Origin of the sequence: Streptomyces callyspongiae, from assembly GCF_047200695.1 — a bacterium.
Taxonomy (GTDB): Bacteria; Actinomycetota; Actinomycetes; order Streptomycetales; family Streptomycetaceae; genus Streptomyces.
This window is the reverse complement of record NZ_JBJZOM010000002.1, coordinates 122,591-146,263: the sequence shown is the minus strand read 5'-3', so window position 1 is coordinate 146,263 and position 23,673 is coordinate 122,591. Positions and strand designations below refer to the sequence as shown.

The 23,673-nt window shown below is 68.0% G+C and carries 14 protein-coding genes and 1 pseudogene; 10 read left to right on the top strand and 5 right to left on the bottom strand.

The genetic code is table 11. From position 1 onward, the window contains the following. Window positions 1-751: 751 nt before the first annotated feature. A complete protein-coding gene (locus ACL06G_RS02405; protein WP_412835345.1) occupies window positions 752-8,896 on the top strand; it encodes a golvesin C-terminal-like domain-containing protein in 8,145 nt (2,714 codons plus the stop codon). 676 nt (window positions 8,897-9,572) lie between these two features. Here ACL06G_RS02405 and ACL06G_RS02400 read toward each other — a convergent pair. After that, window positions 9,573-10,961 (bottom strand): IS1380 family transposase, encoded by a 1,389-nt coding sequence (locus ACL06G_RS02400; protein ID WP_412784998.1) that lies wholly within the window; start codon window positions 10,959-10,961, stop codon window positions 9,573-9,575. A gap of 1,141 nt (window positions 10,962-12,102) precedes the next feature. Here ACL06G_RS02400 and ACL06G_RS02395 point away from each other — a divergent pair. The 4 genes and pseudogenes from ACL06G_RS02395 to ACL06G_RS02380 all read left to right on the top strand — a co-directional run. Further along, window positions 12,103-12,414, top strand: a pseudogene (locus ACL06G_RS02395) (transposase family protein); the annotation flags it as partial. Between the two features lie 106 nt (window positions 12,415-12,520). Further along, window positions 12,521-13,327 (top strand): ISAs1 family transposase, encoded by an 807-nt coding sequence (locus tag ACL06G_RS02390; RefSeq protein ID WP_412835288.1) that lies wholly within the window; start codon window positions 12,521-12,523, stop codon window positions 13,325-13,327. A gap of 546 nt (window positions 13,328-13,873) precedes the next feature. After that, a complete protein-coding gene (locus ACL06G_RS02385; protein ID WP_412835287.1) occupies window positions 13,874-14,455 on the top strand; it encodes a suppressor of fused domain protein in 582 nt (193 codons plus the stop codon). Between the two features lie 209 nt (window positions 14,456-14,664). Continuing rightward, window positions 14,665-14,874 (top strand): hypothetical protein, encoded by a 210-nt coding sequence (locus ACL06G_RS02380; RefSeq protein ID WP_412784995.1) that lies wholly within the window; start codon window positions 14,665-14,667, stop codon window positions 14,872-14,874. Window positions 14,875-14,957: 83 nt separating this feature from the next. Here the strand turns inward: ACL06G_RS02380 and ACL06G_RS02375 are convergent, their stop codons facing one another. The 3 genes from ACL06G_RS02375 to ACL06G_RS02365 all read right to left on the bottom strand — a co-directional run bounded on the left by ACL06G_RS02375 (window position 14,958) and on the right by ACL06G_RS02365 (window position 18,374). After that, complete coding sequence (locus ACL06G_RS02375; RefSeq protein ID WP_412784994.1) at window positions 14,958-15,530, bottom strand: hypothetical protein; 573 nt, start codon at window positions 15,528-15,530, stop codon at window positions 14,958-14,960. Window positions 15,531-16,075: 545 nt separating this feature from the next. Continuing rightward, window positions 16,076-16,639, bottom strand: a complete 564-nt coding sequence (locus ACL06G_RS02370) for a Uma2 family endonuclease (protein ID WP_412784993.1) — start codon at window positions 16,637-16,639, stop codon at window positions 16,076-16,078. Window positions 16,640-17,069: 430 nt separating this feature from the next. Continuing rightward, window positions 17,070-18,374 (bottom strand): MFS transporter, encoded by a 1,305-nt coding sequence (locus ACL06G_RS02365; RefSeq protein ID WP_412784992.1) that lies wholly within the window; start codon window positions 18,372-18,374, stop codon window positions 17,070-17,072. A 185-nt stretch (window positions 18,375-18,559) separates the two neighbouring features. Between ACL06G_RS02365 and ACL06G_RS02360 the strand changes: the two genes are divergently transcribed. Both ACL06G_RS02360 and ACL06G_RS02355 read left to right on the top strand, forming a co-directional pair. Further along, window positions 18,560-19,384, top strand: coding sequence for an MBL fold metallo-hydrolase (locus ACL06G_RS02360; RefSeq protein ID WP_412835286.1), 825 nt, complete (start codon window positions 18,560-18,562; stop codon window positions 19,382-19,384). Between the two features lie 175 nt (window positions 19,385-19,559). Then, window positions 19,560-20,492: a sulfite exporter TauE/SafE family protein gene (locus ACL06G_RS02355; RefSeq protein WP_412784990.1), complete on the top strand. Its 933-nt coding sequence runs from the start codon at window positions 19,560-19,562 to the stop codon at window positions 20,490-20,492. 94 nt (window positions 20,493-20,586) lie between these two features. Here the strand turns inward: ACL06G_RS02355 and ACL06G_RS02350 are convergent, their stop codons facing one another. Then, window positions 20,587-20,913, bottom strand: coding sequence for a putative quinol monooxygenase (locus ACL06G_RS02350; RefSeq protein WP_412835344.1), 327 nt, complete (start codon window positions 20,911-20,913; stop codon window positions 20,587-20,589). A gap of 248 nt (window positions 20,914-21,161) precedes the next feature. On the opposite strand from ACL06G_RS02350, the gene ppk2 reads away from it, so the two are divergent. From ppk2 to ACL06G_RS02335, 3 genes are all read left to right on the top strand, one after another. After that, complete coding sequence (gene ppk2 / locus ACL06G_RS02345; protein WP_412784989.1) at window positions 21,162-22,160, top strand: polyphosphate kinase 2; 999 nt, start codon at window positions 21,162-21,164, stop codon at window positions 22,158-22,160. Between the two features lie 56 nt (window positions 22,161-22,216). Continuing rightward, window positions 22,217-22,978 (top strand): NUDIX hydrolase, encoded by a 762-nt coding sequence (locus ACL06G_RS02340; RefSeq protein ID WP_412784988.1) that lies wholly within the window; start codon window positions 22,217-22,219, stop codon window positions 22,976-22,978. A 95-nt stretch (window positions 22,979-23,073) separates the two neighbouring features. Then, a complete protein-coding gene (locus ACL06G_RS02335) occupies window positions 23,074-23,670 on the top strand; it encodes a dihydrofolate reductase family protein (RefSeq protein ID WP_412784987.1) in 597 nt (198 codons plus the stop codon). The last annotated feature ends 3 nt before the right edge of the window (window positions 23,671-23,673 follow it).

Below are 23,673 nucleotides of genomic sequence, written 5' to 3'. Positions count from 1 at the left end.
GGTGAAGGAACTCGAGGGACGCCGCACCGCCAACTCCCGGTTCTGGAAGATGTCGGACGGTCAGGTGCAGGCGGAACTGTCCGCACTGCCGACCTCCTACCGGAACGCGGGTGACGGCTCCTGGAAGCCGATCGACACCTCCGTGCGCGCTTCGAAGGCGAAGGGCTTCGGGTTCGGCAACACCACCAACCACGGCCGGAGCTGGTTCGGTTCCGACACCGACCGGCTGCTGCGGTTCGAGGCACCCAGCGGGCGTTCCGTCTCGCTCGGCCTCGATGGCGCCGGCGAGCGGCTCACGCCGCACGTCAAGGGGTCCACGGTCCGCTACAAGGACGCCGCGCACGGCGCCGACCTCGTCTACCGTGTGGGCCGCGGCCGGGTGAAGGAGAACATCACCCTGGCACGCCGTCCCGACCGGTCGCTGCGGTTCACCTTCCGCCTCGACACCGACGGACTGGTGCCGAAGGCGCGCAAGGACGGCTCGATCGCGCTCTTCGGCGAGCTGCCCCACACCCCCGAGATGATCATCCCGGCGCCGTTCATGACGGACGCCGCGAAGACCGGCGGGAAGTCGGTCTTCGGGCGCACCCACAGCCGCGCGGTGACCCAGAAGCTGACCCGGGACGGGAAGTCCTGGAAGGTCACCGTGACCCCGGACGCGGACTGGCTGGCTTCCGAGGACCGGCAGTACCCCGTGGTCATCGACCCGACCATCACCATCGCACCGTCGCCGTCGGAGTCCCAGGACGCGATGGTCCTCAAGGAGGCCTCGGGCACCAACTACGGCAGCTCGTGGAAGCTGTCCGTGGGACGCACCACCTCCGGCGCCGCACGCTCGCTCATCAAGTTCCCGCTGGACGAGATCCCGTCCGGGACGAAGATCGACGCGGCGCGCCTGAAGATGTACTTCGACAACATCCACACCACGGGCGCCAACAACGTGCCCATCGAGGTGCACCGCGCGACCGGCGCCTGGGACGAGTCGACCGCCACCTGGTCCAACACCAGCGGTCTGGTCGGAGAACTCTCCGGCACCAGCGTCCAGGTGGACGACGGCGACTCCGGAACGACGGCCGCCTCCGGCACCTGGCCGGCCTCCGGGTCGTCGCTGACGCAGTACGCGATCGGCAACGACTACCACTACAACAAGGACTCCGTCGGCGGGGACACCTACACCTGGCAGCCCCGCATCCCGGAGCGGGCGACCTACCGGGTGGACGCGCACTACGTGCCGGCCTCGGACCGTTCCACGGCCGCCCCGTACACGCTGACCGCGCGGACCAGCACGAACACCTACACGGTGGACCAGACGGCCGGCACCGGCGGGGTGTGGAAGTCGCTCAACGGCGGGAAGCAGATCAGCTTCGCCAAGGGCACGGCGGGCAAGGCCGTCCTGGAGGACGGACCTGCCTCCGACTCCACGGCGGTCATCGCGGACGCGGTGCGCTGGGTCAACCCGGCGAAGATCGTCCGCAACACCGGCGAGTACAGCACGTGGAACAAGTTCCCCGTCACCGACACCGTCCAGCAGTGGGTCGACGGCAGTGCCGCGAACCACGGCTTCGTGCTGAAGGCGAAGAACGACGTCGACGGCCCGCTCGGCGGTCCCCGGTACGAATCCGGCGACGGCTACTACGGCGGTGAGACCTCCACCATTCCGCGGCTGACCGTGACCTACGGCAAGGTCGGCACGACGCTCGACTCGCCGACCGTCATCCACTCGACCGGTCCCGAGCTGAACTGGCAGGCCTACTCCAACGGCACCGGCGACTCGGGTCTGGACATCGTGGAATACCAGCTGCACCGCTCCACGCAGCAGGCGTTCACGCCGTCCGCGGCCACCCTGGTGGCGCCGATCGACAAGTCGGCCACGTCGTACACGGACACCACCGCGTCACCGACGCCGGACTCCTCACCGTCCGAAATCGGCCGGTCGTACTACTACCAGATCGCGGTGAAGACGAAGGGCGGCGACCTGCTGGGATCGCCGACCAGGATCGTGGGCGTCCCGAAGGCGGGCCGCACCATGCGCCTGCTCCAGGGCACCTCGGGCGTGCAGGACACCACCCTGTCGTCCGCACAGCCCAACGCCAACCACGACACCCTGGACACCTACGGGCCGCAGAATTGGCTGGAGGTCGGCAACAACTCCGGCACCTACGGCAGAACCAGGGCGCTGCTCGACTTCGACACCGCAGCCATCCCGGCCTCGGCCACCGTGCTGGAGTCCCGGATGTTCATGTGGGGCGCGGAGACCGCGACCGACAGCGACGGTGCGATCTACGAACTCCACGGCCTGAACAAGGACTTCGACGAGTCCTCCGCCACGTGGAACGACGCGTCCAGCGGCACGCCGTGGAACTCCGCGGGCGGTGACTTCTCCGGAACCGTCTCCGACATCGTCCCCTCGGTCCACGACGTGGGCCGCCACTGGTGGGACGCCACCTCGCTGACGCAGGGCTGGATCAGCAACCCGGGCTCCAACCACGGTGCGATGGTCAAGCTCGAGGACGAGTCCGCGGGCGGACCGCAGGAGCGCACGCTGTTCCTCGCCTCGGAGGCCGACGACTACCAGATCGGCCCGCTGCTGCGGGTGATCTACGTCGACTCCACCACCGAGGACACCTACTACGCTCCGCAGACCCCCGCCCGGATGACCCCGAACTCCACCTACCAGGTGGACTTCACGGTCACCAACACCACGTCCTCCGCGTGGGCCGCCGGCGAGCGGGAGCTGTCCTACACCTGGCAGCTGCCCGACGGCACGGACGTCACCACCGGTGGCAACCAGCTGGAGACGGCGATCCCGGCGCTCAATCCCGGGCAGTCGGCGACGATCCAGGCCCAGGTGGCCACCCCGATCAACTCCGACTCCGGCAACAAGCGCACGGACTACGTGCTCGGCTGGGACGTCCGCAAGGTCTCCGACGGCTCCTGGCTCTCGGACGACCAGCCCTCCATAGCGCCGCTCCAGCAGAACGTGGCGGTGGAGGACCCCACCTCCAACACCCTGGGGCTGGAGAAGTTCTACTCCTACTCCGGCAACAACACCGGCGCCGGATCCACGGTGATGAACAACGTCGCCTCCGGCAACAGCGTCTGGTCCTACAACCCCGTCAACAACTCGGGCAGGGGCCTGAACACCTTCTTCCGGGTGGCGTACAACTCCCTGGACACCAGCGACACCGTGCTCGGGGCCGGCTGGTCCGCGCAGGCGGCCGGGCCGCTCCGTCTCGGGGCACCGCTGGACTTCCACCCCAACCCGAATCCCACCGAGGTCCGGCTGCCCGACGGTGACGGCACCACGCACGTCTTCCGCTGGGACGACACGGACAACGAGTGGAAGGCCCCCGCGGGCGTCCACTTCCGGCTGGAGTTCAAGGCCGGGACCGAGTGCACCCCGGACAAGGACAACACCCCGGACGCCTGGACGCTGCTGCGTCCGGACGGCACCCGCTTCCTCTTCGGCTGCGACGGCTATCTGACGTCGATCGTCGACAACGACGGCAACACGCAGACGTACACCTACGAGGAGCGCAAGTCCCGCAACAAGCCGGTCAAGTTCCTCCGCTACATCACGGACCCGACGGGCCGGCAGTCGCTGGTCGTCGACTACTACCGCAAGGGCGACGCGTCCTACGAGTACATCGACGACACCGGCGCCAAGGTCGCGGGCAGCAACCTGACCAACCCGAAGATCTACGACCACGTCAAGTCCGTCACGGACATCTCGGGTCGCCGGATCTCGTTCTACTACACCACCAAGGGCCTCATGGGCAGCATGGTGGACGGCGAGGACTCGGCGCAGCCGAAGAACTTCGCGTTCACCTACGACGCCACGCAGGGCAACAAGAACGTCAAGCTGGTGGAGGCCACCGACCCGCGTGGCAACGCCACCCAGCTGTCGTACTACGCCCCGCAGGCCGGTGACGACCCCGCCTACCACTGGTGGACCAAGACGCTCACCGACCGCCGGGACGGCACCACCGACTTCGCGTACGCGGAGGACGGTGCGAACCCGAAGTTCACCGACACCACGGTGACGGACGCCGAGTCGCACACCACGCAGCACGTCACGGACGACTTCGCGCGGCCCGTCGAGACCACTGACGCCAAGTCGCAGACCACCAAGGTGTCCTGGGACGCGGACAACAACGTCACGTACCTCGAGCAGGCCAACGGCGCCAAGGCGGCGTACTGCTACGACCAGCGGACCGGATACCCGCTCCGCCAGTGGGACCCGGAGACCACCAAGGCGTGGTCGTCGTTCAACCCGACCGAGTACTGCGACCCGGCCTCGTACCCGAGCGGTGCGACGGCCTTCGAGTACCAGACCCGCGCCGACGGCTACTCCGCGAACCTGTTCCGGAAGACGTCGCCGCTCGGCAACATCTGGCAGTTCGGCTACGACGCGTTCGGCAACCCGACCTCGACCACCGACCCCGAAGGTGTCGCGACGGCCACGGCCGACGACTACACGTCGACCACGACGTACGACGCCTACGGGCAGCCGGTCGAGGACACCGACGCCAACGGCAACACCACGACCTACGCGGACTACGGCCCGTCCGGCTACCCGCGCACGGTCACCGACGCGCTCGACAACGCGACCACGTTCGTCTACGACGAGCGCGGCAACACCCTGAGCGTCGTCAACGCCAAGGACGCCGAGGTCACCCAGACCTACGACTACTTCGGCAGGCCGCTGGAGAGGAAGGAGCCGAAGGACGGGGACGCCGGTGTCTTCATCACCACGGCCGCGCCCGAGTACGACGCCAACAACAACATCCTGGCGGCCTACGCACCGAACGGTGCGGTGACCACCTCCGTCTACGACGCGGCGGACCAGCTCACCGACCAGATCGACCCGGTCGACGTCCAGGGCGACCCCGAGCGGCGCACCACCACGACGTACGACAAGGTCGGCAACGTCCTCACGGTGACGCGCCCGCAGGGCAACCTGACGGCGACCGAGGACGACTACACCACCACGTACTCCTACGACGAGATCTACCAGCCGGTGTCGATGGTCGACGCCGAGGGCAACACGACCTCGAGCGAGTACGACAGCGTCGGCAACCTCGTCACGGTGGTCGACCCGAAGAAGAACGCGACGGCCGACACGTCGGACTTCACCACGAAGTACGCGTACGACCTGAACCACCGCGTGGTGAGCACCACGGACGCCTCCGGCGTTTCCACCTCGGTGCACTACGACCTCGACGGCCGTACCGACTCCACCACGGACGCCGAGAACAACACCACGGAGTACTCCTTCGACCACCGTGGCATGACCACGCAGGTCAAGGTGCCGTACTCCGACGACGGCGGATCGGTCACGTACCGCACCACGCAGTACGTGTACGACGAGGTCGGCAACCGGACGAAGGTCGTCACCCCGCGCGGGGTGGAGACCACCGGTGACGCGACCGACTACACGAAGGAGACCGTCTACGACGAGTTGAACCGGGTCAAGGAGGAGCTCAGCGCCTTCGACGCCGACGACCCGGACTACTTCACGCCGGACAGGACGCTGTACACCTACGACGCGGTCGGGCAGCTGGAGAGCGTCTCGGCTCCGCCGTCGCGGGGGCAGAGCGTCCGCAACGTCACGTCGTACGAGTACTACGACAACGGCTGGGTGAAGTCCTCGAAGGACCCCTTCGAGATCACCACCGCGTACGACTACAACGACCTGGGTCAGCAGACGAAGAACACGCTGACCTCGGCAGGTGGGTCGTCGCAGCGCACCATGACCTGGGACTTCTACCCGTCGGGCAACCAGAAGGCCCGTTCCGACGACGGAATCCCGGTCGGCAAGCACGTGGTGGTCGTGGACTCCACGGACGTCAACAACACCGCGACGCAGGGCGGCTGGGACCCCTCCCAGGCCGTCGGCGAGTGGGGTTACGACGTCCGCACGAACGCCGCGGGCACGGGTGCGGACACCTTCACCTGGCAGCTCAACATTCCGCAGGACGGCACGTACGAGGTCTTTGCCCGGCACGGCGACGTGACGGGCGCTGCCACGAACGCCCCGTTCACGGTCACCCACTCCACCGGCTCCGCGACCAGGACCGTCGACCAGACGGCCGACGCGGGCCAGTGGGTCTCGCTGGGCTCGTACGCGTTCACGGAGACCGGGACGCAGAAGGTCACCCTGACCGACGACGCCGACGGCACGGTCGTGGCCGACGGCATCAAGCTCGTCCGCGACAACTCGGGCGACACCGACAACGAGAAGAAGGACTTCACCTACGCCTACAACGCCAACGGCCTGCTGAAGCACGTCGAGGACCTTTCGCCGGGTGCCGCGATCGACACCTACTCCATGGCCTACGACCAGCTGGACCAGCTGACGACGGTCGAGGAGAAGAACGGTTCCACCGTCGAGCACACGACGTCGCTCAGCTACGACGTCAACGGCAACATCGACTCGACCACGCACGATCTGACCTGGTCGTCGTTCGACTACGACGTCCGCGACATGATCAAGAAGATCACCAACGCGGACTCGCCCACGGCCGGCAACCAGCAGATCTCCACGTTCACCTACACCGATCGCGGGCAGCCGCTGAAGCAGGTGAAGCCGAACGGCAACACCGTCGACTACACCTACTTCCTCAACGGCGCCGCGGAGTCGCAGGTCGAGAAGACCTCGGCGGGCACCGTCGTGGCGCGGCACGACCTGGAGTACGACCCGAACGGGAACCGCTCCAAGGACACGGCCAAGGTGATGAACGCCGACGACTCGTCGGCGTACCTGAACACGGTGTCGACGTTCACCTACGACCCGCAGGACCGTATCGCCGAGGTCTCCAGGACCGGTGACGCCACGGCCTCCGAGACGTACCTGTACGACGGCAACTCCAACATCGTCGACCAGACGGTCGACGGGACGAACACCACCTCGGTGTACGACCGCAACCGTCTGCTGAAGACGACCACGTCGGGGATCGCGTCGACGTACAACTACGACCCGCTCGGTCGTCTGGACACCGTGTCGACCAACGGCACGGTGCAGTCGAAGTACTCCTACGACGGTTTCGACCGCATCGCGGAGCACACGGCGGGCACCGGAGCGTCGGCGCGGACGACCTCGTACGAGTACGACGCCTTCGACCGCACGGCGCAGGAGACCACGTCCGGGACCAACGGGAAGACCACGGTCTACACCTACCTGGGCATGGAGAACAAGGTGCTGGCCGAGGAGGTCGCCGGCAAGGTGACCAAGGCGTACCAGTACGCGCCGTGGGGTCAGAAGCTCACCCAGATCAAGCACAATTCGGACGATACGAAGGAGTACTCGCACTACCTCTACCACCCCAAGGGTGACGTCGAGGCGATCACCGAGCCGGACGGCACGACGCGTGCCACCTATGGCTACACCGCGTACGGCTCGGACGACGAGAAGCAGTTCACCGGTGCCGACAAGCCGGACGCCGGGGACCCCGACAAGGAGCCGTACAACGAGTACCGGTTCAACGCCCAGCGTTACGACGACGGTTCCGGGACCTATGACATGGGCTTCCGGAACTACGACCCGGGTCTGAACCGCTTCCTCACGCGCGACATGTTCGGTGGGGCGCTCGCCGACATGGACCTGACCACGGATCCGTACACGGGCAACCGGTACGCGTTCGCGGGCGGTAATCCGCTGACCTTCGTGGAGCTGGACGGTCACCTGTTCGGCATGTCGTGGTCGGACATCGGCCACACCGCGCTGGATGTCGCGGGCATGGTTCCGGTCGTCGGCGAGGCGGCGGATGTCGCCAACGGTGTCTGGTACGCGGCCGAGGGCGACTACGCGAATGCCGCGTTGTCCATGGCGGCCGCCATTCCGGGGGCCGGGAACGCGGCCACTGCGGCGAAGTGGGCGAAGAAGGGTGCCAAGGCTGTCGATGCGGTCAAGGGCGCGGGCAAGACGGCGTCCAAGACCGGCCGCAAGGCGGTCTCCGCGACCAAGAAGGCCGCCAAGAAGGCGGGCACGAAGGTCAAGAAGGCCGGCACCAAGGTCGCGGACAAGGCGAAGGGGGGAGTACGGAAGGCCAAATCCAAACTGAAGGGAGGAAAGAAGACCTGCAAGGCGAAGCCGAACAGCTTCGTCCCGGGGACCCGGGTGCTGCTGGTCGACGGTTCCACGGTGGAGATCCAGGATCTCCGTGAGGGGCAGTACGTCGCGGCGGGCGATCCGGAAACCGGGTTCCTGCAGGCTCGTGAGGTCACCGACACCCGTGACCACAAGAGTCCGCGGCAGATGGTCACGCTGACGGTCGAGCGCAAGGGCAAGGACGGCACGTCCGTCGCCAGCACGATCACTTCGACGGGCGAGCACCCGTACTGGGTCCCGGACTTCGGCCGCTGGGTCGAGGCCGCGGAGATCGAGGCCGGGATGTGGCTGCAGACCTCGTCCGATACCTGGGTCCAGGTCACCGCGGTCGACACCGCACACCGCACACAGCGCGTCTACAACCTCACGGTGCAGGGCCAGCACACGTACTATGTGCTGGCGGGGGCCACGCCGGTCCTCGTTCATAATGCAAACTGCAAGGTCGTCGTCGAGAACCAGGCTGGACGCTTTGGCGATATGGATCCCGGTGTGCCTGGCGACGGACTTACGCCCCATCACATGCCTCAGGATGCGCTTGGGCACCTGCCCAGAAACGACGGCGGTGCGATCGTGATGAAGCATGCAGACCATGCCCTCACTCGCACCTATGGTGCTCGCGGCAAGGCTACCAAGGCTGCGGAGTCTGGGCTTCCATTCCGGACGGTGCTCGCCAGAGATATTTGGGATATGCGCCGAATAGGGCAACAGCAGTATGGTGATCCCGGATACTACAACAAGGGAATCCAGGATCTGCTCGCCTACTACCGGAGCATCGGCAAACTCTAGAAAGGAAGGTGCAGAGTGCCAGTTCGGCGCGAGATCGAGGAGCTGGTCGGTGTGGGACCGCTCCCCTCGGAGGATGCTTCCGAAGAGGAAATCGCTGAGGCTCAGCGACTTCTCGAAAACATCACTGCACCGGTCTCAGATGAAGAGGCGCAGGCGCTGTCGACGTGCTTCGGCCCCGACAACTGTTACGGCCTTTCATGGACCTTGCTGCATCTGATCGAAACAGCACCAGGTGCTCGGAATGCGAGCTACCCACGGAACGTAGAAAACTTGTGGGTTCAATTGCTCGCCTCTCGCGTTGAAGCCGCGAGAGGAAACCGGGAGTAGCGTGCAGTTGAATCTGCGCCATGGCACCGGCTGCAATCTGCCATAGCAAAGCGGGAGCCCCCTGAAGGGGGCTCCCGTTGTGCTTGACGGCAGTAGTTGACGGCAACGTCAGCGGACGGGGAGGGCGCAGGGTGGTGGTTCATCGCCTTCGTCCCGGACCGTATGGCTGCTCGCCTGGCTGCCGAGCGTAGTGCTGAGCCTGGATCCACCGCGTGAATCCTGATGGGGTTTGCTGTGGGGTTGTCGGGTGGTTTTCCGGTTTCCGGGCAGGGGTGGGGGCCGGATGGCCGTTCCGGTGGCGGGTTCTCCGAGGTCTTTCGGGGTGTGGGCGGGCAGTCGGTCCGGTTGGTCAGGTGCGCAGGCGGTGGCCGACGGCCGTCCAGAGGTTCTCCAGTGCTCCCAGCCAGGGCCATCGTTTCGGGAAGTGCCAGGTCAGGGTGCGTGCACCTGCGGCGATGCGGGCGGGAACGGTGATCAGGTGGCGGCGGACGGTGCCGGTGCGGGCCCTGGCATGGAAGACGGAGGCCAGAGCGCCGAGCGCGCGGGTGAGGTTGTGCGCCAGGGTGGCGAGAGTGAGCCAGGCCGCGTTCGCGGTGAACTTCCCCGACGGCAGATGTGCCAGGGCGGAGTCCTCGAGGTCGGCGAAGACCTGCTCGACGATCGCATGCCGGCGGTGGGTCGTCTCGGCTTCGACGAGGCCGAGCGCGGTGTCGGTGAACACGGCGTGGAACCGGTGAGCGGCGAACAACTCGCCCTGCTCCAGGGGGATGTGGGCCTGGTTGAGCCGCTTGACGCGGCGGACCAGGAGCCGGGCTGTGGCGTGGTACTCCTTCCGTTTGCCGGTGAAGGCCGTGTACTTCGTTTCGGCGACCTCGGCATTGGAGACCCAGAGCTGCTGATCCTCGTCGAAGACCGCGCCGGTGTACTTGATCGCCGTCCATGCGCTCTCGTCGAGGGCGGCGATGGTGGTGCGAACCTTGGTGCGCTGGGCGATCGTGAAGGAGAAGCGCACCCCCAGGCGGCGGCAGGCGGCCACCGTCTTGTGGGAACAGAATGCGGAGTCGCCGCGCACGATGATCTGGCCCCTCGCGCCTGCCGCCCGCACCGCTCCCACGGCCTCGGCGATCAGGTGCGCGGCGCCCTTGCCGAAGCCGGCCGAACCCTTGCGCAGCCGCGAGGCCACGACGATCGGCGCGGCGATCGGTGTGGAGGCGGTCACGATCTGGAAGTGCAGCCCGCGCTGCCGGGTGTAGCCGAAGGCGGCACCCTGCTTGGCGTATCCGTGGACGGGTTTGATCTTGGAATCGATGTCCAGGAACACCACCTGGTCCGCGCCGGGCAGCAGGTGGCAGTGCCGCACCAGGTTCCCGGTGAACGCCCGGGCAGCCGATTCCAGTTGACGCAAGTGTCCCCAGGTGAAGGCGCGCAGGAACGCCCCCAGCGTGGACGCGGCGCGTATCCCGGAAAACGCGCGGGACATCGCCCCGTGCCGCAGCACGTCCACGTCCTCGATGCTGTCCGCCCCGGCGAGCATGCCCGCCACCAGCGACATCACCTTCGCATCCGGCGCCGTGCCCGCACCGTTCGCAGCCCCGGGCAGGCGGACCTTCTCACGGACCAGCCCGGGCAGACCGCACCGCTCGGCCAGCCGTACCCCGGCAGCCAGGCCGCCGTACGCGATCACATTCGAGTCATCGGCCGCCGCGATCGTCGCGGCGGCCCTGTGGGAAGATTTCACTTACGAAGTGCCTTGCTGATCGTGCGTGCTGGAAGCGTAGGAACTCCCATCATCGCAGGTCACAAGGCACTTCTTCCTTCCGCTCCCCGAATCACAGACGGCGATCACACGGTGGATCCAGGCTGAGTGTGTCGATGGCGTCGCGCTGGAGGCGGAGCCGGACGTGTAATGGTGCAGTCAGGTATTGGAACTCTCGGAATGCCTCACCCTGAGCGGACCCATGCCGTGAAGTCGTCGGCGAGTCCGGGTGGGTTGGCGGCCTCGGTGCGGCGGGCGATTGCCTCGTAGTACTCCAGCTCATGGAGGACTACAGGTACTGGCCTGCCGAGGATGGTTGCGATGACGCCGTCGTCGTGGAGACCACGGGCGAGTTGGACGCAGGCCTGGTTGAAGTTGGCTTCGATCCGCGCGGCGGTCGACCCGACGGTTGTTACCCAGTCCTCGGGATTGGCGGGCTCGTCGTACCAAAGTCCGAGTTCGTTGATCCACCGACGGCGTGCAGCGGCTCCGTCTGGGTCCCGGGTGAGGTCGCCGATGACCGTCAGCTCGTTCTGGAGCCAGAAGGCGTAGTTCCAGCGAGCCTCCGCCTCGTCGGAGGCTTCCCCGATGCTGCGTCGGAACTGAGCCTCAGTGTTGTATCCGATGGTCAGGGTGGGCTGTCGTGGGTCGTCCCTCTCGTTGTCGATGAAGAACGAGACGACTTAGATGCCCTCCGCCTCGGCAGTCGAGATCGAGGCAACTGCTTGCGTGGCGAGGGCTCGGAGATGGTCCTGGAAGGTCACGGCGTGGGGGCCTTTCGAGAACGGCGGCTGACTTCGGCGGCGTAGTTGGCCCAGTCGCCGGCGGAGAGGCGCTGCCAGGCAACGGCGACGTCGGTGTGGATGCCCAGGGTGCGGGCGAGGATCGCGGCAGGGATTTCAGTGGCGAGTTGGAACAGTGCGGTGCTGCGGGCCTGGTTGGGGCGGATTCCGAGGTTGTTGAGCCGCTGGGTCAGTTGGGTGGTGCTGATCGGTCGTCCGGGTTGGCCGCAGGGCTTGGGCGAGTTCCGGGGTCGGGCGGTTGGTCGGGCCGTGACCGGTTGGGGTGCATAGCAGAGCAGGCACGGGCTTCGTGATCATTGGGGTGTCGAAGCTCAACGATCATGAGGTGGCCCGTGCCTGCCGCTGTATCTTCTCTCATCCCGCCGGTGCTGGTGAAGCTGGGCCCGCTGGATGCCGGTCAAGTCGCTGACCTGGGGACGTTCCTGGATCTGGTGCCCGACCCGCGTGGGCGGCGGGGTCGCTGGTACTCGCTGACCGCGATCCTCCTCGTCTGTTCCTGCGCCGCCGTCTCGGGAGCGAGGAGCGTGGAGGAGATCGCCGAGTGGGCGGCACGGGCCTCGGACACCGTGTTGACGGCCGTCGGAGTCCGCCGGCATTCGCTGCGGTGGCGTCGTTCTCCCTCGCGGACCACGATCGGTCGTGTGCTGGCGGCCGTCGACGGTGACGCCCTGGACCCGGCCGTCGGCGCCTACCTCGCCGGCCACAACAGCGCTGGGACCGGCTCCGGAGCAACGGCAAGTGATCGCCGTCGACGGCAAGTCGCTGAGAGGATCCGGCCGCCTGTCCGCCGGCCGCCGGCACCTGCTCTCCGCCGTCACCCACCACCGGACCCTCACCCTCGCCCAGGCCGAGGTCGGAGCGAAGACGAACGAGACCGCGCACTTCCGCCCCCTGCTCCAAGCCCTGGACCTGGCCGGAGCTCTCGTCACCTTCGACGCCCTGCACTCGGTCCAGGCGAACGTCAACTGGCTGGTCGAGACCAAGAACGCCCACTACATCGCCATGATCAAGCGCAACCAGCCGACCGCCTACCGGCAACTCGCCGCCCTGCCCTGGCCCGACGTCGCCGTCCAGCACACCGCCTCCTGGACCGGACACGGCCGCCGTGAGTCCCGCTCGATCAAGGCCTGCGGCTTCGCCGACGAACTCGGCGGAATCGCCTTCCCCCACGCCCGCCTCGCCCTCCGCGTCCACCGACGCCGCCGACAGGCCGGCCGACGCGAAACCCGCGAGACGATCTACGCCGTCACCAGCCTCGACGCCCACCAGGCCACCCCGGCCGAACTCGCCGCCGCCGTCCGCGGCCACTGGAACATCGAAGCCCTCCACCACATCAGAGACGCGACCTACGCCGAGGACGCCTCCACCCTCCACGCCGGCACCGCACCCCGCGCCATGGCCACCTTCCGCAACCTCGCCATCGGCCTGCTCAAAACCCTTGGAGCCGCCAACATCGCCAAGACCACCCGGGCAATCCGCGACCAGCCAGAACGAGCCCTCCCACTCCTGGGCATCATCAACAACCCTGACGCTCAGGGAACTTGATCAAGCCCTGGACAGCCGGGCCGCCTGCATGCACTACCGCCGAAACAGGACCGGAACACAAAACATCCTCGTCAGCACAGCTGACGAGGACGCTCATGAAACTTCGAGGCTAATCTGAGCCAACTCAGGGCCTTGGACGAGAACCACTTGAGTTTCTGATCAATATGTGCTGGCGGGGCAGACGCCGGTCCTGGTGCACAACTGTCCGGAGGACTTGACGCCTCCCTATGCGAGAAAGGCGTATAAGCGTCCAACGAAGTCAGTTCGTGATGCATTCATTGAGCAGTCTCCAACCTGTCCATACTGCGGCGCGTCTCTCTCAACTGAATTCGAGCACATCGATCCCCAAAAGGCTGACTGGGACCGAGGCGGGTGGCTTAGTAGTCGAGACATTCGCTCCCGGCGAGTAAATGATCCAGGCAATACAACAGGAGCTTGTAAGCCGTGCAATGCAAGCAAACAGGATAAGCCACTGGGTGAAGGACCTGGCCAGTGGTGGCCGAGTGCGTGGCCGTCTGGTGTATGGTGGCCGTTCGGAGGTAAACCATGATCAGTCGCGTCGATGTTCGGTCCTACTATGCCGAGGATTGGGGCACTCCAGATAGGGAAGCTTTCTTCCAGAAGGGCAAGTATATAATCGGCGTACTTAAATGGCAGGCTAGCGATTGCACTCAGGGTGTAAATGTGTATGCCACTGTAGGGGCAAGTGATTATTCACTGCCCGGATTCGGTATGGAGCATCGTCAGGAGTTCTTCGTCGGATTGGCTCCTGAATGCGACGAGATCGCCAGTCCGCTTGCAAGGCTTGGGATCTACGCACAGTTGGCTGGCAGGAGCCTGGCTGCTGGTCACGCCTATAGCGCCCCGCAAGGCCTTATAGAAGGATCTGATCTCAGCGGATTTATTCTCCTTGCGCCACTTGATGGCATGCCTGCGCCAGTTGAGCTCGCTGACGGCCGACACGTTGATTTCCTGATGGCAATTCCAGTCTTCAAAGAAGAGCTTGAATTCGCGTCGAAACATGGCGTGGATTGCCTCATGGGGGCAATGGAATCGTCGCAGGTTCCATTCTGGAATCCTACTCGGCGATCATTGTTTGACTCGAAACAGGAAGTCAATAACCCGTAGCTGATTTCGCTCTTGAACCCCGCCAGGGATGGAGTCCTGGCGGGGTCAGCTCTCTGCGGCGTTGGGGGGTGCTACTGCACATGGGCCGCGAACTCCTCGCCAAGGTCAGTCTCCCAGTGTCCTCTGATCCAGTCGGCGAGCTGGTGCCGGTAGCGGCGCCGGGCGGCAGGCTCGTGATCAGGTGGACGCGCTCGGTGGTGAGCTTGTGGGTGAAGTTCCCTTGGGGAACTTCATGTTCGAACTCGCCCTCCCACACCGGACTCCGCAAGGGCGAACTTCTCGGCCACGCCCACATCGGCGTCACCGCCATCGTTTACGCCCACGTACGCATCCGCCTCCAGCGCGACGCCATCGACACCCTCAGCGCCGCACTCAGCAACAGCGCGAGCAAGCCGCCCTGCGCCGCCTCGGTCCGCTGACGTTGCCGTCATCTACTGCCGTCAAACGCCTCAGGAGCCCCGTCGAGATGTGTCTCGACGGGGCTCCTGAATTCTTCCCTAGCTCAGCCTGCCAATCGGCTCTGAATCGCCACTAGGCGCTCCCGACCAACAGTGCGGTCAGACTCCCTGAGTTGCGAAAGGTGACCCAAGTTCAAATCCTCTAGAGGAGGTTCCGAAATTGCACGTCGCTGAGATCCAGCCTCCTGTGCGAAGAATTCCGCTCCTGGGATGTTCTGATCCAATTGCCCCATCGCAGTCAGGCAGGCGTGTGCACATTTGAGCGCATCCTCGGAATCGGCGCTGGACCGATAGAGGCTTGCATAACGCAAAACAAGAACCGAGTAAATGGCGTAGATTCCCGCTGCCCCAACGATCTCCTCGTCGGATGGTTCCAACTCCTGAAAGCCTTCCAGGGTGTCCACGTAGCTCTGGAATGAACCACCCGGAATTCCAGGTTTCCAAAGGTCCCCTACGGCGTGGACGACGAAATCGACGTCACTACTCCGCGCGTGGTCGTCGCCGCACAACCCCGTAAAGACCTGCACCATCCGCTCCGCACAGCTCGCCACGAAGGTTGCAACCTGAGGGTACGACTGCCCTCGGATGGTGGCCGCAACTGCCTCATCGACTACCACTCAAAACTCCTCTGGCGAGTTGTCGTCTTACCGTTTCCGCGATACACCTGACCCATCATCTTACCGCCGGTGCCTCGGATGAGCGGCGCACACACACCCAGACATACATTGCGAGAGGTGCCTCCCGCCGTGGGAGTCCAGTCCATTTCATTGATGAAGAGTAGGGCGTTCTGCTCTGCGTGGGTGCCTGGAATATTGTCGGCGGCCATCTCACCCTTGCCGATAGCGGACATCTGCGCGGGCGTCAGGCCATCGCCAGATCCCGCAACGACGTTGATCGGACCGTGAGGGTATCCGCCCGAACTACAGCCACAGTGCTCACGTTCTTGCGAATAAATTCATCCGGCTCAGCGGCATGAATTTCGCTGGCTCGCGCGGAGAGATTGCAGTTATGAACCAGGACCGGCGTGGCCCCTGCCAGCACATAGTACGTGTGCTGGGCGAGGGCTTATCACCTGCGTTTTTGCAGGTCAGCGCCGATCTGTGTGTCCGTGGAGGCCCGCTGGCGCCCGTCGTTGGCGGGTCCGGTTGCCGTCAGATGGCGTCTACTGCCGGGAGAGACCCGCCGGGTCGATTGCAACGGGGAGTGGGGCGTCCAGGTGGGTGGTCGCGCCCGGGAGAGCGGTTGTCCGCTCTACGGACCGTCCGTCTTCGAGTTCGTAAACGGCGAGCATCGGGGCCGGGTCGAACTCGAGTCGCCAGAAGTGCGGGATGGCGGCCTCGGCGTAGAGCATCGGCTTGACCTTGCGGTCCACGATGCGGTTGCCGGGAGAGACCAGCTCGACCACAAGCTGCACGCCCTCGGCGTCGACGCTGACACCGTCTTCGGCGGTCGCGTCGGCGTCGATCACCACCAGGTCGGGGACCACCAGGCCCGACGGCAGGATGACGTTGATTGCTTCCAGCACCTCGACCGGCGCCTTGGCAACCTGGGCCGCCGTGTGCAGGATCATGGCGAGTCGGAGCGAGGCCCGCTGGTGGCGAATGCCGGGGGCAGGGGACAGGACGAGGGACTCCCCCAGCAGCTCGTAGCGCATAGTGCGGTCTTCAGGCAGCTCCAGGACGTCGGCGACGGTCCACGGCCCAATGTGATCGATGGCAACGCTCATCCCTCTCACCTCCTCATCCAGACCGGCACGTCTCAGTGTGATCTCGACGGGCGGCACGTGGCCAGCATATGGGCGCTCTCGCCTGCCGACACCGGGTTCCGCTGCCACGAGCGACTCACCGAACACGCGTGCCGCGTGACCCTCCGGGGAGGGCTTCGGCGTGTGGTCACCCATGGCCGGCCCGGGCGGCCGGGCCGCGACCCGGCCGCGTGCGGCTCCGCGTCAGCGGGCCCGCCTTGAAACCACAGAGAGACTACGAAACCTCAGCAGGATCCGAGGCCTGAGACGTCGTTCGGAGTGCAACGGCACCGGCGGGCCCCCGCCCTGCAACGGCAGGAAGCCCTGGCGTGCGGCAGGCAGCCCGGAACGGCGGCCGGGAAGGGAGGGACCGCACCCCGACGGCGCGGTCCCTCCCTCCGGGGATGACAGGTCAGCTCTCGTCCCGTGCGGCAACGGGCCGCGAGGCGGGTCGCGCCGTTCCGCCGGACGGTGCGCCGTCCGCAGCGTCACCGTGGGACTCGGCGGCGGGGGAACTCCCGCGTGCGCCGCCGAGGATCCCCGAGGTCAGCAGGATCACCGCACCGGCTGCGGGGACGAGTACCAGGCCCGTCCTGATCGAGGTCGCGTCGGCGACGATTCCGATCACCGGAGGCGAGGCGAGGAACCCGAGCCGCAGCAGGAACGCCGCCACCGTGATGCCCGTGCCCGGGGGCAGGCCGGGCACCTCGTCGGCGGCCCGGAACGCGGCCGGGATCAGTGTGGCGATGCCGAAGCCCGCCAACGCGAAACCGGCGACCGTCGTCGGGACGGTCGGCCACGTCAGGGCCGTCCCCATGCCGAAGGCGACCAGGAGTCCGCCGAGACGCGCGGTCGTACGTTCCCCGGTCCGGTGCACCACGCGGTCGCCCAGCAGACGTCCCACGGTCTGCGTGCCCTGCAGGGCGATGAACGCGAAGCCGCCGACGAACGCACCCGTTCCCAGCTCGTTCTGCAGGTACGTCGCGCCCCACGACGCGGGGGAGTCCTCGACGACGGCCGCCGCAGCCGTCAGGAGCCCCAGGACCGCGAACGCGGTCACCACGGGCCGGCGGAACCGTACCCGTCCGGCCTCCGACGCGTCTCCCGGCGCCCCTCCGGAGGACGCCGGGTCCCGTTCGGCGTCCTCCGGGCCCGGCAGCAGGAACCGGCGGCCGGCCGTCGCGGAGACCGCCGCGAACACGCCCGCGCCGCACAGGTGCACGGGCAGGGGCACCCCCGCTCCCGCCGCGGCAGCCCCGGCCAGGCCGCCGAGGACCGCGCCGATGGACCACACCCCGTGGAAGGAGTTGAGGATCGACCGGCCGTAGCGCCGCTGCACCCGCATGCCGTGTGCGTTCATGGCGACGTCCGTCACGGCGTCCAGGCTGCCCGCCGTGAACACCGCGGCCCACAGCAGGGTGTACGAGGGGGCCGTGCCGACGAGGACGACGTCGACACCCATGAGCACCTGACTGACCACCGCCGTCCACGCGGAACCGAACCGAGCGATCAGCGGGCCGGCGGCCAGGCCGACCAGCAGCGCGCCGAGCGGCATGGCGGCGATCGCCGTTCCCAGGGCGGCGTTGGAGAGCGCCAGATCGGCCTTGATCTCGGGGTAGCGGGGGACGACGTTGGAGAACACGAAGCCGTTGGTGAAGAACAGGGCGGCGACCGCCGCCCGCGCCTTCACCGGCGGGCCCTGGGGAGTGGCGGGCATGGCTCCTCGAGGACGGTGGGGGAGGGGCGGCCGTCCGCGCCGACGGCTCCGTCGACCGGCACGTGCCGCGCCGCGGCGGTCGCGGGCGAACGTACACGGGTGCCGTCCGTTCGTACACTCGCCGTGTGGGGGTCCCTCCGCCGCCCGCGGAGGGGCACCGTTCCCGAGGCGAGCGGGAGGCCCGTGTGCCGGCATGGATCTGTGAGACCTGCGGAGTCCAGCACGCCGAGACGCCGCGTCCACCGGACCGTTGCGCCGTCTGCGAGGACGAGCGCCAGTACGTCGGGTGGGGCGGCCAGCGGTGGACGACGGCCGGGGACCTCGCCCGCGGCCACACCACCGTGCTGCGCGAGGAGGAGCCCGGCCTGCTCGGTGTCGGCGTGGAACCGGCCGTCGCCATCGGGCAGCGGGCGCTGCTCGTGCGGACGCCGCACGGCAACGTGCTGTGGGACTGCGTCCCCCTCCTCGACGACGCCGCCCGCCGGGCCCTCGCCGAACTCGGCGGGATCTCCGTGGTGTGCATGTCGCACCCGCACTTCTACGCCGCGCACGTCGACGTCGCGGACGCGTTCGACGCGCGGGTGCTCCTGCCGCGGGCGGACCGCGCCTGGATCCGGCGCCCCTCGCCGCGGATCGAGCTGTACGACGACGTCGTGGAGCCGGTGCCCGGCCTGACGCTCGCCCGTATCGGGGGCCACTTCGACGGCGCGTCCGTGCTGCACTGGCCCGACGGGGCCGACGGCCGCGGTGCCCTGCTCACGGGCGACACCATCACTGTGGTGCCGGACCGCGACTGGGTCAGCTTCATGTGGAGCTACCCCAACCTGATCCCGCTCGACGAGCGGACCGTTCAGGACATCGCCCGCCGCGTCGAGCGCTACGCCTTCGACCGCGTCTACGGCGGCTGGTGGGGCCGTGTCGTCGTGCGGGACGGCGCGGCCGCCGTGCGCCGTTCGGCGGACCGCTACCGCGCCCGGCTGCGCGGAGAACGACCGCCCGGCGCGGAGTGACCTCCGGTACGCACACCTCACCCTCCGTGCCCGGCGTGCGTGCTCCGTCACGCACAGTCGGACTCCCCGCTCTTGCCGATCCGCACTGTCGTGACGGCGTCACCCACCGTGGCTTCCGGGGTGCTCCGGTGGGACCGGCGTAGCTGTCCGGCGCGGGGCATGCCACGATGCCGCCGTGGATCTCTCATGGTTGATGATCATCGCCGGGGCCTTGGTGGGCATCTCGGTCGGGCTCACCGGTATGGGTGGCGGAGCGTTGATGACGCCGCTCATGGTGCTCGTCTTCGGGGTGAGCCCCACCGCGGCGGTCGGCAGCGACCTCTCGGCCTCGCTCGCGATGAAGCCCGTGGGTGCCTTCGTGCACCACCGGGCGGGAACGGTGCGCTGGGACCTGGTGAGATGGCTGCTGCCCACGGCCGTTCCCGCCGGGTTCGCCGGGGCCTGGCTGATCAGCCTCTTCGGCGACGGCGACGAGGTGCAGCACAGACTGGAGCTGGCCATCGGCGGCGCGCTGATACTGGCGCTCGTCGGCATGGTCGCCCGCAGCATGCTCGTGCGCCGTCGTGGAGCCCTCTCCTCCGACGAGCCGACGCGGCTCCGCCCCCTGCCGACGCTGCTCGTCGGCCTGATCGGCGGACTCGTGGTCGGCGTCACCTCCGTCGGCTCGGGCTCGCTGATCCTCGTGATGCTGATGCTCACCCACCCGCGGCTGCGGGCCTCCGAGCTGGTCGGCACCGACCTGGTGCAGGCGATCCCGCTCGTCGCGTCGGCCGCCCTCGGCCACCTGCTCTTCGGCGACACGCAGATAGCCCTGGTGGGCACGATCCTGCTGGGCGCCGTCCCCGGCATCTACGTCGGGGCCAAGCTCGCCACCCGGGCCCGTGACGACGTGCTGACCTGGACCCTCGCGACTCTGCTGCTCGCCTCGGCGCTGTCCCTGTGGGGCCTGCCGGGCATCGTCATCGTCCTCGCGGCGGCGGGATGCGCCTCGTACGCGGTGCTGCGCCTGTTCGTGCTCCCCGCCGTCCGGCACCGCCGGAACGCCCGGCTCACCCGGACGGAGGAAGCGGCCCCGAGCGAAACCAAGCAGCCCTCACCCCGTCCCTGACGGAAGTGCTTCCGGCGGCGCGAACGCCGGACCCTTTCCACGCGCAGTGGCCGGCGGCACCGGAAGCGGTGCCGCCGGCCACTGCGTTGCGCCGTCAGCGCGGCTGCACCTCGGCCATCTCCGACCACCCCGTCGCTCCGGGGATCTCGGTGTTCACGATCCGCGGCGTGCCGCTCACGTAGTCCGGCATCCAGGACATGGCGGTTCGGAAGTGCTCGGACTGCACGTGCGCCGCGCCCGCGTCGGCGTCCGCGAACGCCTCCACGAGCACGTACGCGTCCGGGTCGTCGACGCTGCGGCTCCATTCGAAGAACAGATTGCCCGGCTCGGCCCGGGTCGCCTCGGTGAACTCCGCGACGTGCTCCAGCCAGCTGTCGCTGTACTCGGGGCGGACGGGCCACTTCACGACGATGAAGATCACGGGTTTCCCCTTCCCGAGGGTGACGATCATGGTGCTCCGCCGACCATTGTGATCCACCGCAGGCCGCCGCTGCGCCCGCCTCCCGCACCACGTCGTCCCGCCCGGGCGGAACCGGCTCCGTCTCGCGTGCGTGCCGCGGCCCGGCCGGGATACTGGAAGACGGGGGACGGCAGCGGCAGGTGCCGCCCGACGGAACGGAGCACAGCGGTACGGCAGCCCAGCGACACAGGAGAGGACCGGGTCGGGTCATGGCGAAGGCGCGGACCGCGGACGGCGGCCGAGCGGGCACGGAGATCCCCGAGGCGGTGGAGGAGAAACTCCTGCGCGGGCTGCGGGTCGACGACGAACGCCCCGAGCAGCCGCTCGTGCTGGACGCCGAGGGCAAGCGGCCCGCCACCTGGCGCGAGAACTACCCGTACGAGCAGAAGCTGCGCCGCAAGCCCTACGAGCGGGAGAAGCGCAAGCTGCAGATCGAACTCCTGAAGATGCAGAGCTGGGTCAAGGAGACCGGCCAGCGGGTGATCGTCCTCTGCGAGGGCCGCGACGCGGCGGGGAAGGGCGGCACCATCCAGCGCTTCACCGAACGCCTCAACCCCCGCGGCGCCCGCGTCGTCGCCCTGGAGAAGCCCACCGAGCGGGAACGGGGGCAGTGGTACTTCCAGCGCTACGTCGCCCACCTGCCGACCGCGGGCGAGATCGTCTTCTTCGACCGTTCCTGGTACAACCGGGCCGGTGTCGAGCGGGTCCTGGGATTCTGCTCGCCGGAGGAGTACAGCCGGTTCCTCCGTCAGGCGCCGCTCTTCGAGCGGATGCTCACCGAGGACGGCATCCTGCTGGTCAAGTTCTGGTTCTCCATCTCCCGCAGCGAGCAGCGCACGCGTTTCGCGATCCGGCAGGTCGATCCGGTGCGCCGCTGGAAGCTCTCGCCCACGGACCTCGCCTCCCTCGACCTGTGGGACGCCTACACCGAGGCGAAGGTCGACATGTTCCGGGCCACGGACACCCACCACGCGCCGTGGACCGTCGTGAAGAGCAACGACAAGAAGCGCGGCCGGCTGGAGGCGATGCGGCACCTGCTCAGCCGCTGCGACTACCCGGCGAAGGACCCGGAGGCGGTGGGCACCTGCGACCCGCTCATCGTCGGCCCGGCCGACACCCTCCTCGAGCCCGACGAGGAGCCGACGGCGCTCTCGCCCACGCCGCTCGCCGGACACGAGGCCGGGCGCGGCACGCACCCGGAGGCATGACGCACCGGCCCTCGGCGTGGGAAGGATCGGGTGGGGAGGCGTGTGAGCATGAGGGTGTGTGCGCCACCGAGAATCCCCCGGCCCCCGCCGAGGTCCTCGACGTCCGGCATCTGCGCCTGACCGAGGTCCCCGAGCCGCACCTGCCTCCGGCCGAACGCGCCGCCAGGGACCGGGTGTGGGACGAGGCGGCCCGCGCCAACCCCCGGCTCTTCGACGGTCCGGTGGCCGCGTGCGCCGGTCTGGAGCGGCGCAGCGGGGACACGCTGGTGCTCTCCTGGGTCCGGACCACCTACCGCCACTACGCGCTGCGCCGGGTGCCCGGTGCGACGGCCCGGCTTCCGTCGCTGTTCACGGGCGTCCTCCAGCCCACCGACGACGGCCGTCTCCTGCTGGGGCGGATGGCGTCGTGGACGGCGGCCCCGGGACGCTGGCAGCCGCCCGCCGGAACCGCCGAACCACCGGAGGAGGGCTCCGTCCTGGACGCCCTCGCACTCCGCCGGCACGCCGCCCGTGAACTGGCCGAGGAGGCAGGTGTCGACACGCCGCCCGGCGAGCTGACCCTGTGGGGCGCGACGCGTGGCGGGAACGGCAGCGTGGGTGTCCTCTTCCTCGCGCCCGCTCGGCCCGCGGCCGTACTGCGGGAGCGCTTCGCCGCCGTCTGCGAGGCGGAGGAATCCCTGGGGCGGGCACCGGAGCTGGATCGTGTCGCGTTCGTCGCGGGTCCCGCCGGCCTGGCAGGTCTGGAGGGGCCGCATGTGGACTTCCTGGGGCCCGTTCTGCACCGCTGGGCCGCGGACGGGCCGCTCCGCTCCGGCTGACGGGCGGGAAGGGCCGCTCCCGGGGACGATGAGTTCCGGCGGCCGCACCCGTCTGCATTGCCGAACCGCGGAACACGGACCCGAGGAGCGTTCCCATGCGCATCGTCAGCATTGCCTTCGTCAGCCTCGACGGCGTCGTGCAGGCGCCCGGCGGCCCCGACGAGGACACCGACGGCGGCTTCGCGCACGGCGGCTGGACCGGCCCCTTCTTCGACCCGGAGGTGGTGGGTGGTGCCTGGGACGCCGCGCTGCGGCGGGCGGACGCGCTGCTCTTCGGCAGGCGCACCTGGCGCGGCATGGCCGACGCGTGGCCGGACCGCGCGGGCGACCCGTTCGCGGACCGCATGAACGCCGTCCGCAAGTACGTCGTCTCCTCGACGCTGCGCGAGGAGGACCTGACGTGGGAGCACTCCTCCCTGCTCCCCGGCGGCGAGGCGCTGGACCGCATCCGCGCGCTGCGGGAGAAGGACGGCGGCGATCTGCTCGTCATGGGCAGCCCCACGCTCGCGCGTTCCCTGCTGGCCGCGGACCTCGTGGACGCACTCGACCTGATCGTCATGCCCGTGCTGCTCGGCGGCGGCAAGTCGCTCTTCCCCACGGACGGTGCGATACGCACCTTCGCGCTGGAGTCCACGGGGACCAGTCCCGCGGGGGTGAGCATCTCCACCTACCGGCGCACGGAGAAGGGGTGAGCC

Bases quoted from the DNA above. Each gene is read 5' to 3' on its own strand.
- ACL06G_RS02405 (WP_412835345.1), top strand. From the start codon at position 752: ATGGTCCTCAAGGAGGCCTCGGGCACCAACTACGGCAGCTCGTGGAAG.
- ACL06G_RS02385 (WP_412835287.1), top strand. From the start codon at position 13,874: ATGATCAGTCGCGTCGATGTTCGGTCCTACTATGCCGAGGATTGGGGC.
- ACL06G_RS02370 (WP_412784993.1), bottom strand. From the start codon at position 16,639: ATGAGCGTTGCCATCGATCACATTGGGCCGTGGACCGTCGCCGACGTC.
- ACL06G_RS02365 (WP_412784992.1), bottom strand. From the start codon at position 18,374: ATGCCCGCCACTCCCCAGGGCCCGCCGGTGAAGGCGCGGGCGGCGGTC.
- ppk2 (WP_412784989.1), top strand. From the start codon at position 21,162: ATGGCGAAGGCGCGGACCGCGGACGGCGGCCGAGCGGGCACGGAGATC.
- ACL06G_RS02335 (WP_412784987.1), top strand. From the start codon at position 23,074: ATGCGCATCGTCAGCATTGCCTTCGTCAGCCTCGACGGCGTCGTGCAG.